8 protein-coding genes are annotated in these 8,359 nt (G+C 73.9%); 2 read left to right on the forward strand and 6 right to left on the reverse strand.

All coding sequences use genetic code 11. The features are described from left to right. Positions 1 to 224: 224 nt before the first annotated feature. Genes hutI through hutU form a run of 4 tightly spaced genes read right to left on the reverse strand, consistent with a single transcriptional unit; the run spans position 225 to position 5,671 of the window. Positions 225 to 1,400, reverse strand: a complete 1,176-nt coding sequence (gene hutI / locus ACFV6I_RS25230) for an imidazolonepropionase (protein WP_380427758.1) — start codon at positions 1,398 to 1,400, stop codon at positions 225 to 227. A gap of 34 nt (positions 1,401 to 1,434) precedes the next feature. Next, positions 1,435 to 2,814: a formimidoylglutamate deiminase gene (locus ACFV6I_RS25235; RefSeq protein WP_380345493.1), complete on the reverse strand. Its 1,380-nt coding sequence runs from the start codon at positions 2,812 to 2,814 to the stop codon at positions 1,435 to 1,437. Then, complete coding sequence (locus ACFV6I_RS25240) at positions 2,805 to 3,986, reverse strand: allantoate amidohydrolase (RefSeq protein WP_380427762.1); 1,182 nt, start codon at positions 3,984 to 3,986, stop codon at positions 2,805 to 2,807. The genes ACFV6I_RS25235 and ACFV6I_RS25240 overlap by 10 nt, the downstream gene beginning before the upstream one ends. Positions 3,987 to 4,003: 17 nt before the next feature. Continuing rightward, positions 4,004 to 5,671: a urocanate hydratase gene (gene hutU, locus ACFV6I_RS25245; protein ID WP_063349093.1), complete on the reverse strand. Its 1,668-nt coding sequence runs from the start codon at positions 5,669 to 5,671 to the stop codon at positions 4,004 to 4,006. Positions 5,672 to 5,851: 180 nt separating this feature from the next. On the opposite strand from hutU, the gene ACFV6I_RS25250 reads away from it, so the two are divergent. Then, positions 5,852 to 6,424 carry a Uma2 family endonuclease gene (locus ACFV6I_RS25250; protein WP_380345495.1) on the forward strand — a complete coding sequence of 191 codons (573 nt, stop codon included), beginning with the start codon at positions 5,852 to 5,854 and terminating at the stop codon, positions 6,422 to 6,424. A 1-nt stretch (position 6,425) separates the two neighbouring features. On the opposite strand, the gene ACFV6I_RS25255 is transcribed toward ACFV6I_RS25250, so the two are convergent. Together ACFV6I_RS25255 and ACFV6I_RS25260 are read right to left on the reverse strand one after the other, a co-directional pair. Next, positions 6,426 to 6,749, reverse strand: a complete 324-nt coding sequence (locus tag ACFV6I_RS25255) for a hypothetical protein (RefSeq protein WP_063349091.1) — start codon at positions 6,747 to 6,749, stop codon at positions 6,426 to 6,428. 59 nt (positions 6,750 to 6,808) lie between these two features. Next, positions 6,809 to 7,678 (reverse strand): MurR/RpiR family transcriptional regulator, encoded by an 870-nt coding sequence (locus ACFV6I_RS25260; protein ID WP_363369166.1) that lies wholly within the window; start codon positions 7,676 to 7,678, stop codon positions 6,809 to 6,811. A gap of 206 nt (positions 7,679 to 7,884) precedes the next feature. Between ACFV6I_RS25260 and ACFV6I_RS25265 the strand changes: the two genes are divergently transcribed. Next, on the forward strand, positions 7,885 to 8,359 hold a 475-nt coding region (locus ACFV6I_RS25265; RefSeq protein ID WP_380427760.1), incomplete at its 3' end, for a hypothetical protein.

Genomic DNA, 8,359 nt, shown 5'->3' on the forward strand with positions numbered 1-8,359 from the left:
TCGCCACCCCGAGACGCCCGGGCGGCCCGTCGCCCCCCCGGGGAACTACCGGTCAGTTCGAGAAGATGAGAGAACCGCCCCGGCCGAGACGGCCGGGGCGGTTTGCTTTGTTCGAGCGACGTGATGCGTGACGGCTGGCCGAGGTGCGGCGATCGCGTGGCGATCTGGCTCCGCCGAACGACATCACCGCAGGTCATAGCCCATATGGCGACAGTTCCAGCCGCTCAGGCCTCCCGAACCCCCGCGCGCCAGACCGCGGCCGTCAGGGGGACACCCGGGCGGTAGGCCAGGTGCACATGCGACGGCGCTTCCAGCAGCAGCAGGTCGGCGCGGGCGCCGACCGTGACGGTGCCGACGTCGCTGCGCCGCAGCGCGTGGGCGCCGCCCAGAGTTGCCGCCCAGACCGCCTCGTCGGGGGTCATGCCCATCTCGCGCACCGCGACCGCGATGCAGAACGCCATCGAACTGGTGAAGCTGGAGCCCGGGTTGCAGTCGGTGGACAGCGCCACCACCGCGCCCGCGTCCAGCAGCCTGCGCCCGCTCGGGTAGTCGGCCCGCGTCGAGAACTCCGCCCCCGGCAGCAGCGTCGCGACCGTGCCCGAGCCGGCCAGCGCCGCCACGTCCTCGTCGGTCAGGTGGGTGCAGTGGTCCGCCGAGGCGGCGCCCAGCTCGACGGCGAGCTGCACGCCGGGCCCGTACGTGAGCTGGTTGGCGTGCACGCGCGGTGTGAGGCCCTTCTCGATCCCCGCCGTCAGAACGGCCCGCGCCTGGTCGCCGTCGAAGGCGCCCTGCTCGCAGAACACGTCCACCCAGCGGGCGTGCGGGGCGCAGGCGTCCAGCATCTCGCCGGTGACCAGGTCGACGTACCCGGCCGGGTCGTCGGCGTACTCGGGCGCGACCACGTGCGCGCCCAGGTAGGTGGTCTCCGGGGTGTGCCGCGCGGCGATCCGCAGCGCCCGCGCCTCGTCCTCGACCGTCAGCCCGTAGCCGGACTTGCACTCGATGGTGGTGGTGCCCTGCCGCAGCGCCTCCCGGACGAACCCGGCCAGGTTGGCCTCCAGTTCGGCGTCACTCGCCGCCCTGGTGGCCGCCACCGTCGTCCGGATGCCACCCGCCGAGTACGCCTGCCCGGACATCCGGGCGTTGAACTCGGCGGTCCGGTCGCCCGCGAACACCAGGTGGGCGTGCGAGTCGACGAAGCCGGGCAGCAGCGCCCGGCCCCCGGCCTCGAAACGCTCGTCCGCCGCCGGGGCCTGCGCCGCCGGGCCGACCCAGGCAACCGTTCCGCCGTCGATCACCACGGCCGCGTCGGTGAGCAGGCCGAGCGGCCCGGTGCCGTGCCCGGGGTCGTTGGTGACCAGGCTGCCGATGCCCGTGATCAAGGTGGTCCTGGTGCTCAAGACAACGCCTTCCGAAGGGAATTGAACAAAGAGGTCAGTGGTCCAGCACGCCGATCGAGTCCCGCAGCGCGCCCGGCACGTCCGCGACGAGCTGGTGCACGCCGTCCCGGACGATCTGCCGGCCGCCGACCACCACGTGCCGCACGTCGGCCGCCGAGGCCGCGAAGACGGCGGTCTCGGCGCCGAGGCGGGGCGGCGGGCCCGCGGTGCGCACCGAGTCCAGGGCGATCACGGTGAAGTCGGCGAGCGCGCCGGCCTCGACCCGCCCCGCCTCCGGCCAGCCGAGCGAGGCGTGCCCGTCCTCGGTGCCGGCCCGCAGCAGGAGGTTGGCCGTCCAGTGCCCGCGGGTGCGGGTGCGCAGCCGCTCGTTCAGCTCCAGGGCGCGGGCCTCCTCGAACGGGTCGATGACGGCGTGGCTGTCGCTGCCCAGGGTGACCGGGCAGCCCGCCGAGGCGAGCCGGCGGGCCGGGCCGATGCCGTCCGCGAGGTCCCGCTCGGTGGTGGGGCACATGCAGATGGTGGTGGAGGTGTCGGTGAGGAGCCGGACGTCCTCGTCGGTGAGGTGGGTGGCGTGCACGGCCGAGGTGCGCGGGCCGAGCACGCCGTGGTCGGCGAGCAGCCGGGTCGGGGTGACGCCGTGCGCGGCGAGGCAGGCGTCGTTCTCGGCGGTCTGCTCGGACAGGTGGACGTGCAGCGGCGCCTCGCGCACCGCCGCCCACTGCGCGACGGTGCCCAACTGCTCGGCCGGGACGGCCCGCACCGAGTGGACGGCGGCGCCGATCCGGGCGTGCTCGCGGGGCTTGAGCGCCTCCGCCCGCACCGCCCAGGCCTCGGCGTCGCCGTCGCTGAACCGCTGCTGCGGCCTGGTCGGCTCGGCGCCGAAGCCGGCGGACAGGTAGCAGGTGTCGAGCAGGGTGATCCGGATGCCGGCCCGGGCGGCGGCCTCGATCAGCGCCTCGCCCATCGCGTTGGGGTCGTCGTAGCGGGCGCCGCCGGGGGCGTGGTGCAGGTAGTGGAACTCGCCGACGGCGGTGACCCCGGCCAACGCCATCTCGGCGTAGACGGCGGTGGCGAGCGCCAGGTAGCGGTCCGGGTCGAGCGCCCCGGCGAACCGGTACATGGTGTCGCGCCAGGTCCAGAAGGTGCCGGAGCCGACCTGGACGTGGCCGCGCAGCGCCCGGTGGAAGGCGTGCGAGTGGGCGTTCGCCTGGCCGGGCAGCAGCAGCCCGTCGAGGCGGACGGCCCCGGGCGGGCAGGGCCCGCTGTCCGGGGTCACCGCGGTGATCCGGCCGCCGGGGCCGGCGGTGATCAGCACGTTCCGCTCGACCACCGGCCCGTTGGGGTGCGGCAGCCAGGCGTACTGCGCCCAGTACGCCACCGGCTCGGGCCCCGAGGTCAATGGGCTCAGCGACACGCCAGGTCCTCCAGTACGTCGGCGAGGGCGGCGACCCCGGCCAGGCAGTCGGCCTCCTCGGCGTGCTCGGCCGGGGAGTGCGACACCCCGCTGGGGTTGCGCACGAACAGCATGGCGGTCGGGACGGCCGACGCCAGGATCCCGGCGTCGTGTCCGGCACCGGTAGGCAGCACCGGGGCGTCCAGCAGCTTGGCGAGCCGGTCGCGCAGCGGGCCGTCGAAGTCCACCACCGGGGTGTAGGACTCGCGGGTCAGCTCGACCCGGACGCCGTCGCGCCCGCCGCGCTCGGCGGCGGCCTGCTCGATCTCCTCGACCAGCGCGGTGAGCGTCGCCTCGTCGGCGGCCCGGGAGTCCAGCCAGCCGCGCACCAGCGAGGCGATCGCGTTGGTGCCGTTGGGCTCGACCGCGACCTTGCCGAAGGTGGCCAGCGCGCCCGCCTGCCGGGCCTTCTTGCGGGCCGCGAGCACGGTGTTGGCGTACGTCAGCATCGGGTCGCGGCGGTCCTCGATCCGGGTGGTGCCGGCGTGGTTGGCCTCGCCGTGGAAGTCGAACCGCCAGCGGCCGTGCGGCCAGATCGCGCTGGCCACGCCGACCGGCCGGTCCTCGGCGAGGAGGCGGCCCTGCTCGACGTGCAGTTCGACGAAGGCGCCGATCCGGGCCAGCCGGTCGTCGTCCGCGCCGATCGCGCCCGGGTCGTAGCCGGCCCGCTCCATCGCGTCGGGCAGCCGGACGCCGTCGGCGTCGCGCAGCTCGTACGCGGCCTCGCGGGAGAGCACGCCGGCGGACAGCCGGGAGCCGATGCAGGCCACGCCGAACCGGGCGCCCTCCTCGTCGCCGAAGTTGGTGATCGCCAGCGGTCGGGTGAACTCGGCCCCGCGGCCGCGGAGTTCGTCCAGGGCCGCGAAGGAGGAGACCACGCCGAGCGGGCCGTCGAAGGCGCCGCCGTCCGGGACGGAGTCCAGGTGCGAGCCGGTGACGACCGCCCCGCCCGCGTTCGGATCGCCCAGCCAGGCCCACTGGTTGCCGTTGCGGTCCAGCTCGTAGGCGAGGCCGCGGTCACGGGCCTGCTGCTCGAACCAGGCCCGGCACTCGGCGTCGGCGGAGTTCCAGGCGAAGCGGCGGTAGCCGCCGGAGGCGGCGGAGCGGCCCACGGGGAGCAGCTCCGCCCACATCTCTTCGAACGAGGACGTCACAGCTCACCCATCGGGACGCGCACCCCGCGCTCGGCGGCGACCTCGGTGGCCCGGTCGTAGCCGGCGTCCACGTGCCGGATCACGCCCATGCCCGGGTCGTTGGTGAGCACCCGGCGGATCTTCTCGCCGGCCAGCGCGGTGCCGTCGGCGACGGTGACCTGGCCGGCGTGGATCGAGCGGCCGATGCCGACGCCGCCGCCGTGGTGGATGGAGACCCAGGACGCGCCGGAGGCCACGTTGACCATGGCGTTGAGCAGCGGCCAGTCGGCGATCGCGTCCGAGCCGTCCAGCATCGCCTCCGTCTCCCGGTACGGGGAGGCGACCGAGCCGCAGTCGAGGTGGTCGCGGCCGATCACGATCGGCGCGGACAGCTCGCCGGAGGCGACCATGTCGTTGAAGCGCTCGCCGGCCTTGTCGCGCTCGCCGTAGCCGAGCCAGCAGATCCGTGCGGGCAGGCCCTGGAAGTGCACCTTCTCCTGGGCCATCTTGATCCAGCGGTGCAGCGACTCGTTCTCCGGGAAGAGGTCGAGGACGGCCTTGTCGGTCTTGTGGATGTCCTGCGGGTCGCCGGACAGCGCCGCCCAGCGGAACGGGCCCTTGCCCTCGCAGAACAGCGGCCGGATGTACGCGGGGACGAACCCGGGGAAGGCGAACGCGCGGTCGTATCCGGCCAGTTGGGCCTCGCCGCGGATCGAGTTGCCGTAGTCGAAGACCTCGGCGCCCGCGTCCTGGAAGCCGACCATCGCCTCGACGTGCCGGGCCATCGACTCGCGGGCCCGCTGGGTGAACTCGGCGGGCTTGGCCGCCGCGTAGTCCGCCATGTCGTCGAAGGCGACGCCCACCGGCAGGTAGGCGAGCGGGTCGTGGGCGCTGGTCTGGTCGGTGACGATGTCGATCGGCGCGTCCATCGCGAGCAGTTGCGGGACCAGCTCGGCGGCGTTGCCCAGCACGCCGATGGACAGCGGCTGCCGCTTGTCGCGGGCGGCGGTGGCCAGCTCCAGCGCGTGCCCGAGGTCCTTGGCCTCGACGTCCAGGTAGCGGTGCTCGATCCGGCGGGCGATCCGCGACGGGTCGCAGTCGATGCAGATCGCCACGCCGCCGTTCATGGTGACGGCCAACGGCTGGGCGCCGCCCATCCCGCCGAGGCCGGCGGTGAGGGTGATGGTGCCTTCCAGCGTGCCGTTGAACCGCTTGTTGGCGACGGCCGAGAAGGTCTCGTAGGTGCCCTGCAGGATGCCCTGGGTGCCGATGTAGATCCACGAGCCGGCGGTCATCTGCCCGTACATGGTGAGCCCGAGGCTCTCCAGCCGGCGGAACTCCTCCCAGTTGGCCCAGTCGCCGACCAGGTTGGAGTTGGCGATCAGCACCCGCGGCGCCCACTCGTGGGTCTGCATGACGCCGACCGGCCGCCCGGACTGGACCAGCATGGTCTCGTCCTGCTTCAGCCCCTCCAGCGTCCGCACCATGGCGTCGAACGAGCGCCAGTCCCGCGCCGCCTTGCCCGTCCCGCCGTACACCACCAGCTTCGACGGGTGCTCGGCGACCTCCGGGTCGAGGTTGTTCATCAGCATCCGCAGGGCCGCCTCCTGCTGCCACCCCTGCGTCGTCAGCCCCGTCCCCCGCGCCGCCCTGACCTCACGCGGCCCACTCGCCTGCTGCACCATGTCCTGGCCTCCCTGCGGATGGATTCATTCAGATTCAGCTCGGCTGAATATATCCAAACAATCAACTCCCGACCAGACCCCGAACCCATCCGATCAGCCCCGCCGCCGACCGACCCGGCGCGCTAGCCTGAACCCGGCGAACACCAGCCACTCGGCCCAGCGACGAGAACGGAGAACACGATGACTGCGATCACCGTGCGGCCCGGCAAACTGCGGGATGTGGCGGAGGAGATCGAGCGGAGCACCGGCCTCCGCGTCCAGATCATCGGAGGAACCCTGGTGATGTCCCCCACTCCTCGCGGCAAGCACGCGGGGACGGTCAAGCGCCTGTCCCGCCAACTCGACGGCAGCCTCCCGGCCGGTCTCGGCGCCTACGAGGTCTCCTCGATCAACATGCCCGACGACGCCGAGGACTACGCGACACCCGACCTGGTCGTCCTGCCGTCCGACTGGGAGGACGACGACGACTGGCTGGCCGACCCGCACGACGTCGAGCTCGCCGTGGAGGTCATCTCCACCTCCGAGCGGGTCAGCCACATCGCGACCAAAACCAGCTGGTACGCGGTCGCGGGCGTGCCGGTCCTCCTCGCGGTCGACCCCCGCAAGGGCGTCTGGACGCTCCGCACCCACCCCCGCGACGGCGAGTACCAGGGCGTGCTGCACGGCAAGTACGGCGAGCCCGTCCCGCTGCCCGCGCCGCTGCCCGCCGAGCTGGACACCTCCGCACTGCCGCTGTACGCACCCCGCGCCTGAGTCAGGCCGCGGCGTCGCCGTCCCAGTCGATGCCGATCTCGGCGAGCCAGCGGCGGTCGGCGGCGTCGGGGGTGGGCGGGGTCGGCGGGCGGGGGATGTTCTGGACCGGGCCGAGGCCGTACTTCTCGGCGGCCGCGGCGGCGGCGCGGGCGTCGGGTTCGATGACGCCGACGTGCACGGCGGACTCGTCTCCCGGGTCGAGGACGGTCAGTTCGGGATCGGGCAGGCGCCGCAGGGTGACGCGGCGTCCGCAGGTGGGGCAGGACCATTCGTCGACACCCGAGGCCAGGCGGGCGACGAACTTCATCTCGTGGATCACGCGCATGGGCGGCACCCCCTGCTGTAGGGGATGCCCGGGTTCGTGACGGCTACTCCCCGCCGTGTCTACTCCAAAAACAGGCCACGTGCCGCGGCGGACTGCTCGATGGCCTCCAACCGGGCCTCCGCGCCCGGGAGTTCGTCACACATGCGCTGCAACAGCACCCGGCCGAGCATCATCGGCGCGCACGCGGTGTCGAAGACCAGCCCGGTACCGACGGCGGCCGGCAGCATCAGGTCGGAGAGCTTGGCGACCGGCGCGAAGGCGCTGTCGGCGACGGTCAGCACCGTCAGCCCGCACTCGCGGGCCACCGTCAGCGCGTCCATCAGCTCCCGCGGGTAGCGCGGCAGCGCGAAGCAGAGCAGCGCGGTGGCCCCGGCCGCGGCGGCCTGTTCCAGCCGGTCGGCGAGCATGCTGCCGCCCTCGTCGAGGAGGCGGATGTCCGGGTGCACCTTGGCGGCGAAGTAGGCGAAGCCGCGCGCCTGCGCGGAGGCGGCCCGCAGGCCGAGCACCGGCAGTGGGCGGGAGGCGGCGAGCAGCCGGGCGGCGCGGGTGATCGGCTCGGGGTCGGCGAGGAGTTCGGCGAGGTGGCGCAGGTGGGCGATCTCGGCGAGCACGGCCTGCTGGTGCTCGTTGCGCACCGCGTCGTCGGGGGTCTCGGGTGCGGCCGGCTCGCCCGCGCCGAGTTCGCGCAGCTGCTTGCGCAGCGCCGGGTAGCCGTCGTAGCCGAGGGCGACCGCGAAGCGGGTGACGGACGGTTGGCTGACGCCGGCGAGTTCGGCGACCTCGACGCTGGAGAGGAACGGCGCCTCGGTGGCGTGCCGGACCAGCGAGTGCGCGATCCGCCGCTGGGTCGGGGTCAGTCGGTGGCCTTCGAACAGCTGGAGCAGCCGGGCGGAGGGGCCGACCGTGCCGGCCTCGTCGGTGGCGGTCATCAGCGGTACCTCCGGATGCGAGCGATTCGGACGACGACTGTGCAGCAGTGCGTCGCGCCTGGCAAAGACGTCTCGTACGGCGGGACGCCGGGCGAGACGGCCCGAGCGGGTGGGGGCTCGGGGTAACCCTGAATTCTCCCTGAACCCGCCCGGATTCCCCCACCGACGGATGGACCGCGCCCCTGACACGGGCCCAGGCTGTTCCCATGGACACTCGCCAGGACGACCTGCGGCGCGACCTCGACGCCGCCCTGCACGCTCGCAAGGAACTCGGCAAGGAGTACGAGCCGGAGCTGGTCGACTCGTTCCTGAGCCGCCTGGACGCCCGCCTGGACGCCCGGGTCGAGCGCCGGGTGGCCGAGCGGATGGACGACTACGAGCCCGCGCACCGGCGCCGACCGCACCGCCCGGGGCCGGGGCCGGGGCTCGGCCGGCCCGGCAACCGGTTGGCGGTGATCTCGCTGGCCCTCGGCATCCCGCTCACCGCGATCGCGGCCAGCCCGCAGGGCGGCGGTTTCTTCGGCCTGCTGGTCAGTTGGGCGGGCATCGTCGGGGTCAACTTCGCCGCCGCGTTCGGCAACCGCCCGGGGCCGGTCGCTCCGGCGGCGCGGGACCCCGCCCGCGGGGAGTGTTCCCCCCCGCCCGCGCGCGCGCCGCCCCCCCCCGCCCCCGCGCGCGCCC

It is taken from the genome of Kitasatospora sp. NPDC059803, assembly GCF_042732255.1.
Taxonomy (GTDB): domain Bacteria; phylum Actinomycetota; class Actinomycetes; order Streptomycetales; family Streptomycetaceae; genus Kitasatospora.

What these genes read in the sequence shown, in the direction of transcription:
- ACFV6I_RS25240 (WP_380427762.1), bottom strand. Translation starts at nt 3,986, where the DNA reads ATGTGGGCGGAGCTGCTCCCCGTGGGCCGCTCCGCCGCCTCCGGCGGC.
- ACFV6I_RS25250 (WP_380345495.1), top strand. Translation starts at nt 5,852, where the DNA reads ATGACTGCGATCACCGTGCGGCCCGGCAAACTGCGGGATGTGGCGGAG.
- ACFV6I_RS25260 (WP_363369166.1), bottom strand. Translation starts at nt 7,678, where the DNA reads ATGACCGCCACCGACGAGGCCGGCACGGTCGGCCCCTCCGCCCGGCTG.
- hutU (WP_063349093.1), bottom strand. Translation starts at nt 5,671, where the DNA reads ATGGTGCAGCAGGCGAGTGGGCCGCGTGAGGTCAGGGCGGCGCGGGGG.
- ACFV6I_RS25255 (WP_063349091.1), bottom strand. Translation starts at nt 6,749, where the DNA reads ATGCGCGTGATCCACGAGATGAAGTTCGTCGCCCGCCTGGCCTCGGGT.